16 protein-coding genes are annotated in these 16,873 nt (G+C 63.9%); 3 read left to right on the plus strand and 13 right to left on the minus strand.

The annotated features are described in order from the left end of the window. Positions 1–429 precede the first annotated feature (429 nt). The 8 genes from zapE to BM315_RS16710 form a co-directional block, all read right to left on the minus strand. On the minus strand, positions 430–1,551 hold the full coding sequence (zapE, locus tag BM315_RS16675) for a cell division protein ZapE (protein ID WP_090503009.1): 1,122 nt from the start codon (positions 1,549–1,551) through the stop codon (positions 430–432). Next, a complete protein-coding gene (arsN2, locus tag BM315_RS16680) occupies positions 1,551–1,985 on the minus strand; it encodes an arsenic resistance N-acetyltransferase ArsN2 (protein ID WP_170862240.1) in 435 nt (144 codons plus the stop codon). The genes zapE and arsN2 overlap by 1 nt, the downstream gene beginning before the upstream one ends. 248 nt (positions 1,986–2,233) lie before the next feature. Next, positions 2,234–2,887, minus strand: coding sequence for an HAD family hydrolase (locus BM315_RS16685; RefSeq protein WP_090503013.1), 654 nt, complete (start codon positions 2,885–2,887; stop codon positions 2,234–2,236). Further along, a complete protein-coding gene (locus tag BM315_RS16690; protein WP_090503015.1) occupies positions 2,887–3,876 on the minus strand; it encodes an ABC transporter ATP-binding protein in 990 nt (329 codons plus the stop codon). The genes BM315_RS16685 and BM315_RS16690 overlap by 1 nt, the downstream gene beginning before the upstream one ends. After that, the gene (locus BM315_RS16695; protein WP_090503017.1) at positions 3,873–4,670 is read right to left on the minus strand and encodes an ABC transporter permease; all 798 of its coding nucleotides are present in this window, start codon (positions 4,668–4,670) and stop codon (positions 3,873–3,875) included. Before BM315_RS16695 ends, BM315_RS16690 begins: the two co-directional genes overlap by 4 nt. Beyond that, the gene (locus tag BM315_RS16700) at positions 4,657–5,433 is read right to left on the minus strand and encodes an ABC transporter permease (protein ID WP_244527322.1); all 777 of its coding nucleotides are present in this window, start codon (positions 5,431–5,433) and stop codon (positions 4,657–4,659) included. The genes BM315_RS16695 and BM315_RS16700 overlap by 14 nt, the downstream gene beginning before the upstream one ends. Before the next feature lie 134 nt (positions 5,434–5,567). Next, positions 5,568–6,371: an alkaline phosphatase family protein gene (locus BM315_RS16705; RefSeq protein ID WP_090503170.1), complete on the minus strand. Its 804-nt coding sequence runs from the start codon at positions 6,369–6,371 to the stop codon at positions 5,568–5,570. 141 nt (positions 6,372–6,512) lie between these two features. Then, positions 6,513–7,571 (minus strand): ABC transporter substrate-binding protein, encoded by a 1,059-nt coding sequence (locus BM315_RS16710; protein ID WP_090503019.1) that lies wholly within the window; start codon positions 7,569–7,571, stop codon positions 6,513–6,515. A 309-nt stretch (positions 7,572–7,880) separates the two neighbouring features. Here BM315_RS16710 and BM315_RS16715 point away from each other — a divergent pair, with 309 nt between their 5' ends. After that, positions 7,881–8,597 carry a UTRA domain-containing protein gene (locus BM315_RS16715; RefSeq protein WP_090503021.1) on the plus strand — a complete coding sequence of 239 codons (717 nt, stop codon included), beginning with the start codon at positions 7,881–7,883 and terminating at the stop codon, positions 8,595–8,597. A 35-nt stretch (positions 8,598–8,632) separates the two neighbouring features. On the opposite strand, the gene BM315_RS16720 is transcribed toward BM315_RS16715, so the two are convergent. Next, positions 8,633–9,400, minus strand: a complete 768-nt coding sequence (locus tag BM315_RS16720; RefSeq protein ID WP_090503022.1) for an MBL fold metallo-hydrolase — start codon at positions 9,398–9,400, stop codon at positions 8,633–8,635. 84 nt (positions 9,401–9,484) lie between these two features. On the opposite strand from BM315_RS16720, the gene BM315_RS16725 reads away from it, so the two are divergent. After that, complete coding sequence (locus BM315_RS16725; protein ID WP_244527319.1) at positions 9,485–10,447, plus strand: GlxA family transcriptional regulator; 963 nt, start codon at positions 9,485–9,487, stop codon at positions 10,445–10,447. 6 nt (positions 10,448–10,453) lie between these two features. Here the strand turns inward: BM315_RS16725 and BM315_RS16730 are convergent, their stop codons facing one another. The 3 genes from BM315_RS16730 to BM315_RS16740 all read right to left on the minus strand — a co-directional run bounded on the left by BM315_RS16730 (position 10,454) and on the right by BM315_RS16740 (position 14,180). Beyond that, complete coding sequence (locus tag BM315_RS16730) at positions 10,454–11,743, minus strand: M18 family aminopeptidase (RefSeq protein ID WP_090503024.1); 1,290 nt, start codon at positions 11,741–11,743, stop codon at positions 10,454–10,456. A gap of 71 nt (positions 11,744–11,814) precedes the next feature. Then, the gene (locus BM315_RS16735) at positions 11,815–12,525 is read right to left on the minus strand and encodes a 4'-phosphopantetheinyl transferase family protein (protein WP_090503025.1); all 711 of its coding nucleotides are present in this window, start codon (positions 12,523–12,525) and stop codon (positions 11,815–11,817) included. A gap of 656 nt (positions 12,526–13,181) precedes the next feature. Continuing rightward, positions 13,182–14,180 carry an alpha/beta hydrolase gene (locus BM315_RS16740; RefSeq protein WP_090503027.1) on the minus strand — a complete coding sequence of 333 codons (999 nt, stop codon included), beginning with the start codon at positions 14,178–14,180 and terminating at the stop codon, positions 13,182–13,184. Positions 14,181–14,604: 424 nt separating this feature from the next. Between BM315_RS16740 and BM315_RS16745 the strand changes: the two genes are divergently transcribed. Next, positions 14,605–15,789, plus strand: a complete 1,185-nt coding sequence (locus tag BM315_RS16745) for an MFS transporter (protein ID WP_090503029.1) — start codon at positions 14,605–14,607, stop codon at positions 15,787–15,789. Between the two features lie 38 nt (positions 15,790–15,827). Here the strand turns inward: BM315_RS16745 and BM315_RS16750 are convergent, their stop codons facing one another. Then, positions 15,828–16,826 carry an AraC family transcriptional regulator gene (locus BM315_RS16750; protein WP_090503031.1) on the minus strand — a complete coding sequence of 333 codons (999 nt, stop codon included), beginning with the start codon at positions 16,824–16,826 and terminating at the stop codon, positions 15,828–15,830. Between the last annotated feature and the right edge of the window lie 47 nt (positions 16,827–16,873).

A 16,873-nucleotide genomic window follows, 5' to 3' on the forward strand; every position in this document is an offset into this window, starting at 1 on the left:
GAAGTCAGCCGAGGCCGTAGTAGCTGCTCGAAACCGGAGCAATGAAGGGCTGAACCTGCCATGAGCGGATAGTCAGGTGTGCTCTCTGAGCGGGTCGTAGGCACAAGCTCCCTAATACGGAGGCCTGGACATTTAGGAAGTAGGGGCCGGAAGTCCCGAGGGCCTGTCTGGGTGCTTAGATTACGCGGGCGACACATCGAACGAAACCAAGCTCGCTGACGCAGTTGGTCAGTAGGCAGGAACCGCCGTATACGGAACCGTACGTACGGTGGTGTGGGAGGACGGCGGGGGCGACCCCGCCTTCTACCCGATTCCTAGGCTTTATCCGGTGGAGATTGAACGACTGGCCTATCGTTTCGACAGATTAAATAAACCAGGTAATCCCCCGGTTTTGCCGGGGGGGTATTTACTTTCCGCTCAAACCAGTTCTCAAGTACCAAAGCGCTGTAGCTGCATCTCCTGCAGGCGGCTCAGGGTGCGGCGAAAGGCGAAGCTCAGGTAGCCCTCGGTATAGAGTTCGGTCAAGGGCACCTGGGCCTCGATATACAGCGGCACCTTGCGGTCGTAGCACTCGTCCACCAGGGTGATAAAGCGCCGCACGCTATCGTCCTTGACCGACAGCGCCGGCAGCTGGCGGTCGCCGGCCTGCACCCGCTCCACCCCATCTTCGGTGCCGCGGGCGATCTTCGCAGCTCGTTGCGGGCTGCTCAGGTTCGGCACCTCGCCGAGCAGGATGGCGCTGAAGCGGTCGCACAGGGCGATAAAGTCCAGGGCCGCCAGGGGTTGCTCACACAGATCGGCAAAGCGGCACCAGAGCACGTCATCGCAGTGGCGCAGCGTTTGCACATTGCGGTTGCCCAGCGCGAGCGGTTGATCGCTGCTGGGCCTGCCCGCGGCCAGTTGGCTGAAACTGCGATTGAGCACGCCGGGCATGCCGGGCGTGGCGACCCAGTAGCGGCGATGGGCGGCGCCGGGGTGCAGGCGATGGTCTTGGTTGCCGTCGATGCTCACCACCTGCATGTGCCGCTGCAGGGCGGCGATGGCCGGGAGAAAGCGTTCGCGGTTGAAACCCTCGGCATACAGCTGCTCGGGCGGCTGGTTGGAGGTGGCGACCAGCACCACGCCCTGCTCGAACATGACCTGAAACAGCCGGCCGAGAATGATCGCATCGCCGATATCGCCGACGAACAGTTCGTCGAAGCACAGCACCCGGACCTCTGCGCTCAGCTCCACGGCCAAGGCCTGCAGGGGATCGGCGGTGCCGGTCAGCTGGAACAGGCGGATATGCACCCAGCGCATGAAGTGGTGAAAGTGCTGGCGCCGCGCCGGTACCTTCAGGCCCTTGTAGAAACTGTCCATCAGCCAGGTCTTGCCGCGACCCACCGGCCCCCACAAATAAACTCCGCTGATGGGGTGCGTTGCTGCAGCCTGGTGCAAGGCCTGATGGCAATCGTGCAAGGCCTGGGCAGCCTGCCATTGCGCGGGATCGGACTTGAAGCCGTCGCGGTCGATGGCTTGCTGGTAGGCGGTCAGGGGTGAGCTGCAGTCCATCAGCGTGCCTCGATACGCTTGTGCATAAAGGCCGAGTTGGCCGGGCACAGGCTGGAAAATTCCGGGGTTTGCCGAATCGCTGCCGGCGCATCGGCTCTGGTGCAACTGGCATAGCCCAGCTGGCGGAAGAAGGCTTCGGCCGTGGTGGTCAGCAGGTAGATTTCCTGCACACCCTGCTGGCCGGCATAGGCCTCGGCTTGGGCCACCAGCCTGGTGCCATAACCCTTGCCGCGCGCGCCTGCGGCCACCACCAAGGACCTGAGCAGCGCCACCTCGCCATACAGCTCCAGGCCGACCACTGCATCGGGCGAATCCTCTGGCCCGCAGGCGATAAAGTGCTCGAAGTGTTCGGCGCGCAGGTCTGAGGTCGGCAGAGCGGCGGTTGCGAGCAATGCTTTTACCGCAGCGGCGGAGGGTTGCAGGTGGAAATCCATGGGGTCACCATTGGTGAGTTTTGATCGATAGCGCAGCGCCCGCACGCTAGGGGCTTTTGCGGAAAAAATCCATAGAAGAGTCGATAAAGTGGCCATGCCCTGCGCTTATGGCCAAGGCCGGCTCTGTTTTGTAGCCCGGATGTAATCCAGGAGCGGATTTGCCGGCGCTAGCTTCCCCCGGATTGCATCCGGGCTACCAGGTGCACGGGCTGGATATGGCAATGCCTTGTCCAGCGCTTGCGCCTTGATCAGCGCCAGTCAAGAATCGGCCAGCCGGCCTGCTCGGCATGCCGCCGCAGGCTTGGGTCCGGGTTGACCACATGGGGCTTGGCGACCACTTGCAGCAGCGGCAGGTCGTTGTGCGAGTCGGAGTAGAAGTAGGCGCCGTCGAGGCTTTCGCCTTGTTCTTCGAGCCAGGCCTGCAGGCGGCTGACCTTGCCTTCGCGGTAGGTCAGCACGCCCCGGGTGCGGCCGCTGTAGGTGGCGTGTTGCTCTTCGATGTCGATGGCCAGTACATCCTCGACCTTCAGGCGTGCGGCGATGGCGCTGACCAGGAAATGCGCCGAGGCGGAGATGATCAGAATCCGGTCGCCGGCGGCGCGGTGGTTGGCCAGGCAGCGGGTGGCGGCGCTGTAGAAGATCGGCTCGATCACGTCTTCGACGAAGGGCTCGACCACATGGGCGACTTCCTCGACCGTGCGGCCCACCAGGGGCGAGAGGGTGAAGGCCATGTAGTCCTCCATGGCCAGCTCGCCAGCACTGTACTGGCGCATCAGTTCCTGCTCGCGGGCGATAAAGCTGTCGCCATCGGCCCAGTCGAGCTCGACCATTTCCCGGGCCCACAGACTGGCGCAGTCGCCGCCGATCAGGGTTTCGTCCAGGTCGAAAATTGCCAGGGCCATCAGGCCACCTCACGGATTGCATTGGCGTCTATGTTAAGCGCGATACGCTGGCCGTTGGCGTGCATGTCGTCCGCCGAGCGGTTCAGCACGTCGACCAGCAACTCGACGCCACGGGCCTCGATGCGGTAACGGATGACGTTGCCGAGCAGGCTGTGGCTGCGGATCTGCGCCTCGATCTTGCCCTGGCTGCCAATCTGGATGGCTTCCGGGCGGATGGCGATGCGGCTGCTTACCGGCCGGTCGAGCAGGCGGCTGGCTTGGCTTGCGTCAAGCAGGTTGTAGTTGCCGATAAAGCCGGCGGCGAAGACATCTACCGGGGCGGTGTAGAGGGTCTCGGCGTCGCCACTCTGGACGATCTGTCCGGCGTTCATCAGGAAGATGCGGTCGGACAGCACCAGGGCTTCTTCCTGGTCATGGGTGACGAAAATGGTGGTCAGGCCCAGCTCACGCTGGATCTGCCGGATCTGCTCGCGCAGGTGCTTGCGAATCCGCGCATCCAGCGCCGACAGTGGTTCATCCAGCAATAGCAGGCGCGGGCGGGTGACCAGCGAGCGGGCCAGGGCCACGCGCTGGCATTGGCCACCGGACAACTGGTGCGGGTAGCGCGCGGCGAAATCGCCGAGTTCGACCATGGCCAGGGCTTCGCGCACGCGCTCGGCGCTTTCTTCCTTGGCGACCTTCTGCATGCGCAGGCCGAAGGCGACGTTCTGTTGCACGGTCATATTGGGAAACAGCGCGTAGCTCTGGAACACCATGCCGATGCCGCGTTTCTGCGGCGCTTGCGGCACCAGGTCGTCGCCATCGAGGAGGATCTGCCCGCCGCCCACTTCGGTGAGGCCGGCGATGCAGCGCAGCAGGGTGGACTTGCCGCAGCCCGAAGGGCCGAGCAGGGTGACGAATTCGCCTTTGCCGATCTCGCAGTCGATATCGCTGAAGATCGAGGTGGTGCCGTAGCTTTTGTGCAGGCCGCGGATGCTCAGATAACTCATGACTTGTCCTTGTTCAGGCGGTTGGCGGCCCAGGTGAAGACCAGCACGAAGAAAAAGTAGGAAATCACCAGGGCGCTGTTGAAATGGCCGCTGCTGTTTTTCATGTTGTTGAGGTAGACCTGCAGCGTCTCGTAGCGGGTGCCGACCAGCATGTTGGCGAACACGAACTCGCCGAACAGGAAGCTGAAGGAGAGAAACAGCGACACCATCAGGCCCTTGCGCAGGTTCGGCAGCACCACCAGAAACGCCGCCTTCCAGGTGCTGGCGCCGAGCAGGTGAGCGGCGTCCATCAGGTCCGGCAGGTTGATCGCCTGCAGGTTGTTGGTGATGGCGCGGTACATGAAGGGCAGGGCGATGGTGAAGTAACAGCCGATCAGGATCCACGGCGTGCCGGTCATCGCCAGCGGCCCCGAGCCGTACAGCTGCAGCAGGCCCACCGAGGACACCACCGGCGGCACGGCGAACGGCAGCAGGATCAGGATGTTCATCAGCCCGTCGAGCTTGGGGAAGTGGTAATGCACCACGAACAGCAGCGGCAGGATCAACAACACCGACAGCGCCAGGGCGCCGAAACAGACCAGCAGCGACTGGCCGAAGGCATCGAGAAAGCGCTGATCGCTCCACAGCGCCAGGTACCACTTGAAGGTCAGACCGTCCGGCAGGATGCTCGCCGACCAGCTGGTGGACAACGAATAGAGCAGGGTGCCGGCCAGTGGCGTCAGCAGAATCAGGAACAGCAGCCAGACCACGATGCGGTGGTAGAGCGCTGCCGGGATGGCGTCAGCGCGCGACATGGCGGTTCCTCTTCAGCAATAGTTGGTGGGCCACGGTGATTACCGCCATCAGGCCGACCAGGATCATCGCCAAGGCGCTGGCCAGATTCGGGTCGAGGGAAATATCGCCGGAGACCAGGCCGGCGATGCGGATCGGCATCACGTTGAAGTTGCCGGTGGTCAGGTAGTACACGGTGGCGTAGGCGCCCAGGGCGTTGGCCAGGAGGATGACGAAGGTGCCGAGCAGCGCCGGGGTCAGTACCGGCAGGCCGATATGCCGCCAGAAATCCCAGGTATTGGCGCCGAGCAGCGCGGCGGACTCGCGCCAGTCCTCGCGCAGGGCGTCGAAGGCCGGGTAGAGCAGCAATACGCCGAGGGGAATCTGAAAGTAGGTGTAGAGCACGATCAGGCCGTTTTTCGAGTAGAGGTTGAAGCTCTCGATCAGACCGATCTTGATCAGCAGCAGGGTCAGCGCGCCGTTGAAGCCGAGCAGGATGATAAAGGCGAAGGCCAGCGGCACCCCGGCGAAGTTGCTGGTCATGTTGGAGAAGGCCATGACGAAATCGCGCAGCTTGGAATCGACCTGATGCAGCGAATAGCTGCCGAGGATGGCGATGCTCATGCCGAACAGGCTCGACCAGAAGGCAATCTGCAGGCTGTGCTTGATCGCCTGCAGGTAGAACTTGGAGCCGAATATCTTGGCGAAATTGGCCAGGCCCCAGCCCTCGGCGCTATTCAGGCTGTTGATCGCCACCCATACCAGCGGCGCGATCTGAAAGACCATAAAGAAAATCGCGAAGGGCAGCAGGCACAGCGCCGCCAGCCATTTGCCCCTGAGCTGCGGCGACAGGCGCGCGCGTGACACGGCCAGCGGCTGCGTTTCGCCGGGCAGCTTGGCGCTTTGTCCGACTGGCGCGCTCATTTCAGTAATTCTCTGCAGACGGGTTTGTCGTGGGCCACGCCGAGCAGTTCGCAGACGGTGCCGCACAGTTCGGTCTGTTTCGGTTGGGCATCGCCGCTGAGGCTGAACGCCGAACCCAGCACGAATAGCGGTACTTCTCGTTCTTCGGCGAGCAGGCCGTTGTGCGAACGGTCAAGGTTCATGCCGTGGTCGGCGGTGACCAGCACCTGGTAACCGGCATCGAGCCAGCCTTGCAGGTAGTCGGCGAGCAGCACATCGGCTCCGCGGGCGCTGTTGCGGTATTGCGCGCTGTCGAGGCCGTGCTTGTGGCCGGCGTCATCGATGTTCATCGGATGCACCAGGAGGAAATTCGGGCTGTGGCGCAGGCGCAGGCTTTCCGCGTCGGCGAACAGGTGGGAGTCGGGGTAGTGATCGGCATAGTAGAAATGCCCATGCTGGATCGGCAGCTCGAGGTCATCGGTATGGCGGTCGCGGGCCGCAATGAAGGGCGCGCGGTTATACAGTTCGCTGACCCAGTGATAGGCCGCGGCGGCGGTGCAGAGGCCGGCGGCGCGGGCGTAGTGAAAGACGCTGCGCTGGTTGGACAGGCGCACCACCTGGTTGTGTACCACGCCGCTGTCGATCGGTGGGACGCCGGTAAGGATGCATTCGTACAGCGGACGGGACAGCGACGGTAGCTCGCAGTCGAGCTTGTACAGCGCCGCACGCTCGGCGCCGCAGTAGGCCTGCAGATGCCCCAGCGCGTGGCGGGCCACCTCATAATTCAGGCCATCCAGTACCACCAGGATGACGTTGTGCATGCGCTGCATGTTCCTTGTATTGCGAAATAGCGGGTGGAACCATATGCGTAGGATGGGGCCGGCCGCGTAGGTTGAGCTGGCGATACCCATCAAGGTAGGTGGAGCGATGGGTATCGCTGCGCTCCACCCATCCTACGGCCGTTACTCCATATTGATGATGACGTTTTCCTGCCATTGCTGCGGCAGGGCCTTGGACGTGGCTTCCCAGGCGGCGGCATCCTTGATCGGTTGCACCTTGGCATATTGCTCGTTCGGCAGCAGCTTGGCCTGAACCTCGGCCGGCAAGGTCAGGTGCTCGGCGCGGATCGGCCGGGCGTTGCCTTTGGCCAGGTTGATCTGCCCCGCATCGCTCAAGATGTACTCGCGCGCCAGTTTGGCGGCGTTGGGATTCTTCGCATACTTGTTGATGATGGTGGTGTAGCCGGAGATCACCGAACCGTCGGATGGAATCAGCACCTCGAAGCGGCTCGGGTCGATCTGGTCGCGATAGGACAGACCGTTGAAGTCCCAGACCACGCCGACTTCCACTTCGCCTTTTTCCAGGGTCTGGATGGTCGGGTTGGCCAGCGACAGGCGGCCTTGTTCGGCGATGGCGGCGAAGTAGTCCAGGCCCGGTTGGATATTCGTCTCGTCTCCGCCGTTGGCGATGGCCGCCGCCAGTACGCCGTTGACCGCCTGCGCCGCGGCACTGACATCGCCGATGGCGACGCGGTATTTGCCGGTTTTCACATCGGCCCAGCTTTTCGGCACGTCCTTGACCAGTTGCTTGTTGACGATAAAGGCGATGGAGCCGGTGTAGGCGAGCATCCAGTGGCCGTCGGCATCCTTGGCCCAGCTCGGGATCTGTTCCCAGGTGCTCGGTTTGTAGGCCTGGGTAACGCCCTGCTGCACCGCGATGGGGCCGAAGGCCGCACCGACGTCGCCGATATCGGCGCTGGCGTTGTCTTTCTCGGCGGCGAATTTGGCGATTTCCTGGGCCGAACTCATGTCGGTGTCCATGTGCTTGAGGCCGTAGAGCTTCTCCAGGTCGACCCAGGTGTCCTTCCAGTTGGCCCAGCTGTCCGGCATGCCCACGCTGTTCACCGCGCCTTCGGCCCGCGCGGCTTGTTCCAGCGCCTTTACGTCCATTTCGCTCGCCATGGCCGATGCCGCGAGGGCGATGGTCGAACCTATCAATGAAGCCAGCAGTCGTTTTTTCATCGAAAACTCCGTTGCGGTGAATGTTGGTCTAGATCAGAAGGAACCCAGCCAATCTAAGCCAACGGCATGACATTTTTATGTCGTCTCTCGCCTTGTGCCTCGCTTTCGCGCCAGGGCAGACTAAGCATATCCAGCGTAGACCATGGCCAGCCCGCGCACGCCGGAAAGTGCCATAAGGCCGGCGCGCTATCAGTTCACAGCTGTCACCTGTCAGTCATCAAAGGTGCTTAGGATCGCCACAAATCGCGTCCTAGCTGCCGCGGTTGAATATATTTATCAATTTGGACTAGTCCAGTGTGGGGGTAACCAATGGGTGACACAGCGCCTCGGGCGGTAACCGCCATTTGCCGGGCTTTGCAAGAGCAGATCGAGCACGGCTTATTGCCATCGGGCAGCCAGTTGCCCGCCGAGCGCAAGCTCAGCGAAGTCTTCGATACCACCCGCATCACCTTGCGCGAGGCCCTCGGTCAGTTGGAGGCCGAGGGGCTGGTCTACCGCGAGGAGCGCCGCGGCTGGTTCGTCTCGCCGGCGCGGGTCACCTATAACCCGCTGGTGCGCTCGCACTTCCATGCCATGGTCGGCGAACAGGGGCGGGTGCCGGCGACCGAGGTATTGAGCGCGCGGCTGCTGCCGGCCAGCGCGGAGATCTGTCAGATCCTGGCGCTGCCGGCGCTATCGAGCGTCTACCAGATACGCCGCGCGCGGCGCATCGACGGGCGTCTGGTGCTGTATGTCGAGCACTATCTGAATCCGGCTTACTTTCCCGGCATTCTCGATTTCGACCTGACCCTGTCGCTGACCGAGCTGTATGCCAGCGAATACGGAATTCACTACGGTCGAGTGCGTTTCGACATGGTGCCCACCGCGCTGCACGGCGAAGCCGCTGCTGCGCTGAAAGTGGCGGTGGGCAGCCCGGCGCTACGCATCGTGCGGGTCAACCGCGACCAACACGGCCGCATCATCGATTGCGATCTGGAGTTCTGGCGCCACGACGCCCTGCGCGTCAGTGTCGAGGTGCCGGAGTGAGTCGGTTATCCCGCGACCCGCTCTGGCGTCCGCGCCTAGAACTCCAAGGTTTGCCCATCCAACGGCACCCGTAAACGCTGTCCAAGACCTTGTTCAACAGCCGCTTGCAACAGCCCGATGCGGCTCACCGGGCAATGGTCGAGGGCTTCCAGGTGGTTGGCGATCACGATGCCCTTGCTCAGCTGCAGCGCCGCTAGTATGTCCGCTTGCCCCATGATGATCTCGCCGCCGATATCGAAGCGTGCCCCGCCTGCCGGCAGCACGCTGACCGCGGGTTCCAACTCGATCAGGCATTGGCGCACCTGTGCGGTGAGCAGGGTGTCGCCGGCGATATAGAGGCTGGGTTCTCCGGGGATCTGGATAAAGTAACCGTATCCATGGGCCATCAGACGGCCGATCAAGCCCTCGCCATGCAGGCAGGGGATCGCCTGAATGGAGCCATTAAAGAAGGCACAGCCTGTGTGATCAGGCAGCACCTGAACATTCAGCCGCCGTTTGCGCAGGTAATCGGCATCCTCTGCCACGCACAACACGGGGATGTTGCCCGCGCGTAGCCAGTGGATAGCGGCGCGGTCCAGGTGGTCAAAATGGCCCTTCTGACAATGGGTGATCAGGCAGTGGGTCACGCGTTGCAGGTGTGTGCTGGCATTGTCCGGCAGTTCGACCAGCGGGTTACGCCGACGCCGGGCGAAGTACTTGAGGGTGGGCAATTGGCCTTTGGCGGCTAGCATGGGGTCGACCAGCAGGCGCACCTCGGCAAACTCGACAATCAGGGTGGCATTACGCAGTTGAGTGATTTTCATGGCGAACTCCGGCATAGGAGTGGCCATTGTAAAAATCGCTGCGCGAGATAAAGATGGCGAGAATTGCCATAAAGCGGACATTTTATGCCTATCCAGAAAATCGGTCTGTTGCTGTATCCCGGTTGCATGCCCGCGGGTCTGTTCGCCTTCGCCGACTTGTTGGTGGCAGCCAATCGGCGTATTGGCCAGCCGCGTTTTCAGCTGTGCTGGGTGGGGCTGGATAGCCAGCCGGTGGAGTGCGCTCAGGGTATGCGTTTGCAGCCGCAAAGCAGCCTGGCGGATGCGGCTTTTACCGCGATGCTGATTCCTGGGCTCTGGGCGGACTCGCAGGCCAGGATCGTCCGGGCGTTGGAAGCCAATGGTGGCTTGCTCCGCGCGCTTGCCCAGTTACCGCGCACGACACAATTGTGGAGCTACTGCACCGGTGTATGCCTGTTGGCGCAAAGCGGGCGCTTGAATGGCGAGCGCGCAACGGCCACCTGGTGGCTGGCACCGAGCCTGCAAACGCGCTTTCCCAAGGTGGATTGGCAGTTCGAACAGGCCCATATCACCAATCCTCTGAACATGACGGCGTCCGGCGTCAGTGGCTACTTATCGATTGCCCGCGCGCTGATAGAGCAGCAGATGGGCGAGGCGACCTATCGCGATATCGCCAGGCTGATGGTGTTGCCACGGCCCGAACCGGCCACCTCGGTGTTTCGCAGCATCAATTTGATGGAGAACGCCGACCCCCTGCTACGCAGGTTGCATCTGCTGGTGGAGCGGTTGCCGGCGCAGCAACTGAGCGTGCAGCGCCTCGCCGACGAACTCGCGGTTTCCGCCCGCACGCTGGCGCGCAAAGTGCAGACGCTGACGGGCAATGCGGTGTCGGATCAGGTACGCCTGATCAAGCTCAATCAGGCAGGGGAGCGACTGATAGTGACGTCCGATTCGGTCAGCCGCATCAGCGCTGCGCTGGGCTACAGCGATGAGTCCAGTTTTCGCCGGACTTTCAAACAGGTCACCGGTATGACCCCGGCGACATACCGGCAACAGTTCAAACGCTAGCAGCACTCATGGCAGTTCGGCGCTCGCATAGAACGCGGTGAGCACCTTGACCAGATGGGCCAGGTCGTGGCTGCCGGCCAGTTCGCGGATCGAGTGCATGGCGAAGGTCGGCAGGCCGATATCCACGGTGCGCACGCCGAGCTGGCTGGCGGTGATCGGGCCGATGGTCGAGCCGCAAGCCATGTCGCTACGGGTGACGAAACTCTGCACCGGCACCTCGTTTTCCAGGCACAGGTGGCGGAAGAAGCCGGCGGTTTCGCTGGTGGTGGCGTAGCGCTGGTTGCTGTTGATCTTGATCACCGGACCGGCGTTGAGCTTGGGCCCGTGGTTGCCATCGTGCTTGTCGGCGTAGTTGGGGTGCACGGCGTGGGCGTTGTCGGCGGAGACCAGCAGCGAGCGCTGAATGCTGCGCACGAAACCGTCGCCTTCCGGCAGCATGCGGCGCAGCACCTGTTCGAGCATCGGCCCGTCGGCGCCGCAGGCCGAGCAGGAACCGACTTCCTCGTGGTCGGTGCAGACCAGCACGCAGCTTTCCTCGTCCGGTGCGGCGAGCAGCGCCTGCAGCCCGGCGAAGCAGGACAGCAGGTTGTCCAGGCGTGCGCCGGCGATGAAGTCGCCGTTCAGGCCGATCACCGCGGCGGCCTGGGTGTCGTAGAAGCTCAGCTCGAAGTCGAGCACTGCATCGGCGTTGAAGTCGTGTTCGCGCGCCAGTTGCTCGGTGAGCAGGGCGCGGAAGTCGGCGGCTTCGGGGTCGACCAGTTGCGCGAGGATCGGCGGCAGCTCGGTTTGCGCGTTGATCGGCCAGCCCTGGTTGGCCTCGCGGTTGAGGTGGATCGCCAGGTTGGGGATTACCGCGATCGGCGCCTGGAAGTCGATCAGCTGGCTTTCCACCTTGCCGGCGCGGCGGTAGGTCACCCGCCCGGCCAGCGACAGGTCGCGGTCGAACCAGGGGGCGAACAGGGCGCCGCCGTAGACTTCCACGCCGAGTTGAAAAAAGCCTTGGTTCTGCAATTCCGGCTGCGGCTTGACCCGCAGGCAGGGGCTGTCGGTATGGGCGCCGACCAGGCGGATACCGCCTTCCAGCGGCGAACGCTTACCCAACTTGAAGGCGATGATCGAGGAGTCGTTGCGGGTCACGTAATAGCGCCCGCCGGCTTCGGTATGCCAGGGCGTGCGCTCGTCGAGCTGCTGGAAACCGGCGGCTTCGAGGCGCTGGGCCAGGCTGGCGGTGGCGTGAAAGGGGGTCGGCGAGGCCTTGAGGAAATCGATCAGGCCTTGGTTCAGTTGTTCGTGCATGGGGCACTCCAGGCGGCAATGGCCGGAGTTTATCGGAATTGACCGGCGCATTGGGCCTGCGCTTTAACGGATCAGGCGGGGATAGCGATCAGACTGAGCAGGTGATCGTCGAGCTCGACGAACTGGCCAGCCAGTTCGCTGCCTGCCGGCCAGTCGCCGTTCAGGTCGATCAGCAGGCGCAGCCGTGCGCTGCCGTCGGCGAGGCAACTCAGTAGCTCTGCATCCTGGAAATAGAAGCGCTGCAATACCAGGGGGTAGAGCGCCTTGAACAGGCTTTCCTTGAAGGAGAAGGTCAGGCTGATGCGTTCGGCGCGTTGCTCGGGTGTCAGGCCGTGCAACTGCTGCAGTTCGTCGGGGGTGAGGATTTCGCCGGCCAGGCGTTCGGCGCGCGCCGCAGGCAGTCTTTGCTCCACGTCCAGGCCCAGACCGCGCCAGGTGTCGCGGGGGGCCGCCAATGCAGCGGCCCAGCCGCTGCCATGGGTGATCGAACCGCTAACCTCGGCGGGCCACTGCGGCGCACGGTCGGTACCGACTGCCGGTACCGAAGCAATGCCGGTCACCCGGCGCAGGGCTTCGCGCGCACACAGGCGGCCGGCGAGGTATTCGGCCTGGCGTTTGGCCACGCCGTTGACGGCGGCGATGCCGCTGCGGCTGAAGTCCCCGGCGTCGAGCAGGGCGGGGTCGAAGCGCGTACTGATCAGCTGCACGCCAGGCAGTGCCTGGGGCAGTGGCCAGTGATCGCTCAGGGCGGTGCAGCAAGAAGGCAGGTAAAGGTCGCTCATGCCGGCATTCTGCCGCTTGCCGTGTCGTCCGGCCAGCGGCGTGCGCGGTTACATATCTTTGCACAGCGACAACAAAGCTAAACGAACAGGCGCACGGATTTTTGCCAGACTGATTGCTGCGTTGCTTCGGCAGTGCAGGTGAGGTTGTTGTTGCAAGCGGTGTGAACCGTTTGCGACTTTTCTCTGAGAATGAGTACGGGAGTCCGACTGGGTTCCCGTTTTTTTTTGATTCAGTGCATGATCGCTTCCGTAGGGTGCAGCGCGCGCACCGCTGGCAGAACGCGATTGGTGCGTACGGCACAGCCTACTTGCTCGAGTCAGAGGTTGTGAAAATATCGAGCGCCGTTGCGAGGCCGTCTCCAGGCGTTCGCGGCAAGGCGTGCTACGTGAAAAGTAGGGGAGTTTAGTCAGCTAAATGACCCTGCTTTGACTCGCTTCGCTCGCCCTGCGGGCCAGCCTGCGGCTGTTACTCCGCTGCGCTCCGTTCACGTAGCGCGACGCCGCAGCGGGCGTTTGGAGGCAGCCGCAGTAGGCGAGAGTTTTTTCACAAGCTCTCAGTGATCCTGGGGCAGCACAGCAGCCTTCAGCCTCCGAGCGGGGCTAGTGGCAACAGGTAACCGGGGGCATGGCTTTTTCCACCTGTTTTCACCTGTTCCCTATCCGCGTGCCAGGCTGAGCCGCCGCGAACCGCTGATCGGTTCGCGGGCGGCAATGATGCTGCGATCCAGGTCGCCCTTGAGCGTCTCGAACAGGTCCAGGGTAAACACCCGGTTACCGATGAACCAGGAATGCTCCCGATTGCCGAGGAAGCCGTGCGGTTGGTCACTCGCCTGCAACGCGGCATCGGCCAGCAGCGTCTGGTGATAGGCCGTGCAGTCGATATCCACTGCTCTCTGCGGCGCTAACTCCGGCAGGCCGATGCGCCCGGCACGCGGCGCCACGCCAACGCGTTTGACGTTGGACAGCTTGAGCACGCTGTCGGCGAAGCTGAAGTAGTTGGTCAGGCGCGAGCAATGGCGGTACAGCGAGGCGCTGCTGGCATGGCCGTCACTGAGCGAGGCGGCGGATACGTCGGCAGCGATCAGGCATAGTTGGCTGATCATCCAGCAGTTGTTCTCCAGCTTGGCATCGTCGGCGTCGTCGAAGGCTTCACGCACCACATAGGCGCCCATGGAGTGGGCGATGATGTGGGTGTTGACCGCGCAATCCGGGGTCTGTCTGGCTGCCAGCAGGGCGATCAGGTCGGTGACCAGCTGCATCGCCGAGCGCTTGGCATCGTGACGATCCTCCAGGTAGCCGACGGTCTTGTTGTCGCTCGGCCAGTCGAAGGACACCAGCACACCTTTCCAGCCTATGCTTGTGAGGTCGGCCTTGAGCCGGCGGTGGCGTTTGATCACCTCTGCGGCGCTGTTGTTGTAGCCGTGTACATAGACCAGGATGTCGCCGCGTTCGGCGCCGGTGCGCGCGTCCGTGCCCCAGATCGCCTCGCTCAGGAGTTGCTGCAACCAGGCCTTGACCCAGGTTTCGCCCAGACGGCCATGGCCGGGCAGCGGCGCCTTGGCGTCGGCGGGTACCACGAGCATGCGCGAGGGGCCGGGTTCGGCCTCGAAAGCGCCCTGCCTGACGCGGCGGGCGCTGACCACGAAGTCGTTCATCGTCGACTATCCCCATTTGTTTGGCTGCTTGTTCTGCTCCTGGTCAATCGGTGTGGCGTTCGCGCAAACAGCCAGGTGATCTGCACGGGGCGTTCTCGGCCCGGAAGGGGGCGTCAGGTGCACTGCGCATGTCGGCCAACGCCGTTCAAGCGTCGATTTCAGGCTAGTCCCGACAGCCGCTGAGGACAAAAACCGTGCGCCAGATCAAGACGGACGGTTGTGCCGACGGCGGGTAGTTTTTCGCTTGCGTCCAGGTGCTCGGCAGTCAGGCCCGCGCCTGCAGGGATCTCCATTCGCGTAGGACCCGAGCCGGGCTGTTCGCCGATGGCACAGGGCCTGTGCGGCGGGCGCAAAGCCGTGCTGATAGATAGCGTGCTAATCTTTCTGCGCGGCTGGTTCAGGGCCGCGCCTCGTGAGTCTGCCGATGTCCGTCAATCGTCCCGTCACCCACCTTAGCAGTGGCAGCGCCGCCTATCGCCGTGCCACCCTGGCGTTGTTCTGCGCCGGTTTCGCCACTTTCGCCCTGCTCTATTGCGTACAGCCGCTGCTGCCGCTGCTGGCGACGCATTTCGCGGTGTCGGCGGCCGGCAGCAGCCTGGCGTTGTCGCTGACCACCCTGAGTCTGGCCCTGTGCCTGCTGCTGTCTGGCGCCCTGGCCGAGAGCTGGGGGCGCAAGTCGGTGATGGTGGCGGCATTGGGGCTGGCGACTGTCCTCGGATTGGCCTGCGCGCTGGTCGACAGCTGGGATCATCTGCTCTGGCTGCGTGCACTGCTGGGTCTGGCCCTGAGTGGCTTGCCGGCGCTGGCGATGGCCTATGTCGGCGAGGAATTCGACCCCGAGGCGCTGCCGGCGGCCATGGGCCTGTATATCGGCGGCACGGCGCTGGGCGGCCTGCTCGGACGTCTGCTCGCCGGCCTGCTCAGCGACCTCGGCGGCTGGCCGCTGGCTCTCGGCGGCATCGCCGCGATGGGCTTGCTGGCCTTGGCGCTGTTTGCCTGGCTGTTGCCGCCGTCGCGGCATTTCCGCGCCCAGCCGTTGTCGCTGCGCGGGCTGCTCGGCAACTTCGCCCGGCACCTGGGCAACCCGCAGTTGCGTGCGCTGTTTCTGCTGGCGTTTCTGTTGATGGGCGGCTTCGTCGCGCTGTTCAACTATGTCGGCTTTCGCCTGGCGGCGCCGCCGTTCGGTTTGTCGTCGACGCTGATCGGCCTGCTGTTCACCGTGTATCTGGTCGGGATTGTCAGTGCCGGCTGGGCCGGGCGCCTGGTGCCGCATTTCGCTGCGCGCCAGGTGCTGCGGGGCGGTATCGGTATCATGCTGCTCGGCGTCGCGCTCTGCGCCACCCCCTGGCTGAGTGCCGTGGTACTGGGCCTGGCGCTGTTTACCCTGGGCTTTTTCGCCGCCCATGCGGTGGCCAGCGGCCAGGTCGGCCAGCACGCCCAGGGCGCCAAGGCGCAGGCCTCGGCGCTGTATCTGTGCAGCTATTACCTGGGCTCCAGCGTGGTCGGCTATGCCGGCGGCTATGTCTGGGAGCATGCCGGCTGGCTGCCGTTGCTGGCGGTTTTGGCCGGTTTGTTCGTGTTGGCCGGGTGCTGGGCGCGACGCTTGTAAGATTTCCCGGATTGCATCCGGGCCAGGACCGCGTCGCCTCAGCTTTCCTGGGCGCGGTAGGCGCCCGGGGTCAGCCCGGTCCACTTCTTGAACGCGCGGTGAAACGCCGACGGCTCGGAGAAACCGAGCTGCTCGGCGATGTCCTGGATCGGCAGTTCGGTGCGGCCCAGATGATAGATCGCCAGGTCGCGGCGCAGTTGATCCTTCAGCTCCTGAAAACTCGAACCTTCCTCGCGCAGGTGGCGGCGCAGGGTTGGCGGGCTCATGTGCAACTGCCGGGCGAGCGCTTCCAGAGCCGGCCAACTGGCGCAGTCGCGACCGAGCAGGCGGCGGATCTGGCTGGTCAGGCTGTCGCCGCCATCCGGGCGGGCCAGCAGGTCGGCCGGCGAATGTTGGAGGAACTGCTTGAGCGTGCGCTCGTCCTGCAGCAGCGGCATGGCCAGGTAGCGGGCATGGAACAGCAGGCTGGTGCTGCCGGCCGTGTAACGCCGTGGGCAGGGAAACAGCAGGTCGTACTCAGCGCTGTGGGCTGGTTCGGGGTAGCTGAAGCAGGCTTCCTCCAGGCGGATGCGCTGGCCGATCAGCCAGCTGGCCAGGCGGTGCCAGATCACCAGCAGGCTTTCCAGCAGGAAGTGGTCCGGGTCCCACAGGGTCGAGTCGTCCACCGTCAGCCGCGCCCAGTCGCCTTCGCGATGGATGCTGATGGTCGGGGCTTCGGCGAACAGGCCGTAGAACAGCGCGCCACGGCCCAGGGCTTTTTCCAGGGTGCGGCAGTGGATGATCGCGTGACACATCATGGCGAAGGTGCCGCGCTTGCTGCGCAGACGGCCGAAGCCCAGGTATTCGTCGTCCAGGCTCTCCCACAGCAGTTGCAGCAGGCGGGCGAACTGCTCCGGGGCGATGCGCGCGCGGGCCTGCTCCAGCACAGCCGGCTGAATGCCGGCCTGGCGCAGCAGCGGCGCGCAATCCTCGCCCTGGCGCTCGGCTCCGCGCAGGGCCGCACGGACGAAGTGGCTGGCGATGGTGCGTTCGCGCATGACGGCTCCTTGAAAATGGGTCGATGGTAGGCAGCCCGATGGCGTCA

It is taken from the genome of Pseudomonas borbori (assembly GCF_900115555.1).
GTDB classification, from domain to species: Bacteria; Pseudomonadota; Gammaproteobacteria; order Pseudomonadales; family Pseudomonadaceae; genus Aquipseudomonas; species Aquipseudomonas borbori.

Coding starts and splice junctions, on each gene's coding strand:
- zapE (WP_090503009.1), bottom strand. CDS start 1,551: ATGGACTGCAGCTCACCCCTGACCGCCTACCAGCAAGCCATCGACCGC.
- BM315_RS16695 (WP_090503017.1), bottom strand. CDS start 4,670: ATGTCGCGCGCTGACGCCATCCCGGCAGCGCTCTACCACCGCATCGTG.
- BM315_RS16745 (WP_090503029.1), top strand. CDS start 14,605: ATGTCCGTCAATCGTCCCGTCACCCACCTTAGCAGTGGCAGCGCCGCC.
- BM315_RS16690 (WP_090503015.1), bottom strand. CDS start 3,876: ATGAGTTATCTGAGCATCCGCGGCCTGCACAAAAGCTACGGCACCACC.
- BM315_RS16750 (WP_090503031.1), bottom strand. CDS start 16,826: ATGCGCGAACGCACCATCGCCAGCCACTTCGTCCGTGCGGCCCTGCGC.
- BM315_RS16700 (WP_244527322.1), bottom strand. CDS start 5,433: ATGGTCTTTCAGATCGCGCCGCTGGTATGGGTGGCGATCAACAGCCTG.
- BM315_RS16710 (WP_090503019.1), bottom strand. CDS start 7,571: ATGAAAAAACGACTGCTGGCTTCATTGATAGGTTCGACCATCGCCCTC.
- arsN2 (WP_170862240.1), bottom strand. CDS start 1,985: ATGGATTTCCACCTGCAACCCTCCGCCGCTGCGGTAAAAGCATTGCTC.
- BM315_RS16725 (WP_244527319.1), top strand. CDS start 9,485: ATGCCTATCCAGAAAATCGGTCTGTTGCTGTATCCCGGTTGCATGCCC.
- BM315_RS16730 (WP_090503024.1), bottom strand. CDS start 11,743: ATGCACGAACAACTGAACCAAGGCCTGATCGATTTCCTCAAGGCCTCG.
- BM315_RS16705 (WP_090503170.1), bottom strand. CDS start 6,371: ATGCACAACGTCATCCTGGTGGTACTGGATGGCCTGAATTATGAGGTG.
- BM315_RS16740 (WP_090503027.1), bottom strand. CDS start 14,180: ATGAACGACTTCGTGGTCAGCGCCCGCCGCGTCAGGCAGGGCGCTTTC.
- BM315_RS16685 (WP_090503013.1), bottom strand. CDS start 2,887: ATGGCCCTGGCAATTTTCGACCTGGACGAAACCCTGATCGGCGGCGAC.
- BM315_RS16735 (WP_090503025.1), bottom strand. CDS start 12,525: ATGAGCGACCTTTACCTGCCTTCTTGCTGCACCGCCCTGAGCGATCAC.
- BM315_RS16720 (WP_090503022.1), bottom strand. CDS start 9,400: ATGAAAATCACTCAACTGCGTAATGCCACCCTGATTGTCGAGTTTGCC.
- BM315_RS16715 (WP_090503021.1), top strand. CDS start 7,881: ATGGGTGACACAGCGCCTCGGGCGGTAACCGCCATTTGCCGGGCTTTG.